Origin of the sequence: Streptomyces huiliensis (assembly GCF_020037025.1) — a bacterium.
Taxonomy (GTDB): Bacteria; Actinomycetota; Actinomycetes; order Streptomycetales; family Streptomycetaceae; genus Streptomyces; species Streptomyces huiliensis.
Map to the genome: position 1 here is coordinate 1 of NZ_JAIQLH010000447.1, position 535 is coordinate 535.

Annotated in this window: 1 protein-coding gene; it reads right to left on the minus strand. The window is 79.6% G+C overall.

Annotated elements, in window-relative coordinates:
- On the minus strand, nt 1-294 hold a 294-nt coding region (locus tag JNW98_RS34960; protein WP_223772296.1), incomplete at its 3' end, for a transposase.
- Between the last annotated feature and the right edge of the window lie 241 nt (nt 295-535).

Here is a 535-nt window from a genome sequence, read left to right on the forward strand (position 1 = left end):
GGGCGCGGCCCACAGCACGTGGTGCGCCAGCGCCCGGCGCACCTCGCCCCAGTCCCAGGGGGAGGCGGCGACGAAGTGGTGGAGGCTCTGCTCGGCCGCCGGGCCGCCGGTCTGGGCCGCGATGTTGCGGATGGACTTGCGGCCCCGCGCGCCCAGCAGTCCGCGCAGGTAGTCCTCTCCGCGCCGGCGCTGGTCGGCGCGGGGCAGGGAGGCGAAGAGGGACGCGCAGAGGTCGGAGAACACCAGGTCGCGCGGGTCCGGTCCGGCCGTCGGCGGTCGCCGCCCGGCCGTCATCGTGTGCACAGCCGTCCCGTTCATCCCTGTCCCCACTTCGTCGTCGCGCCCGAGGCGCCCTGCCCGCGCCGTCCCCCTGCGGGCCGGCTCCGCCACCACCCTCGCCCCGGGGCCCCCACCGGGCACAGGTGCGCCGGGCACCCGGCGGGCCCGCCGGACGGTGGTCCGGCCACCAGGGCGGCGTACGGGAACCGGCCAGGGCGCGCGGCGCGGCGTACGGGGGTGTGCCGGGGCCACCGCG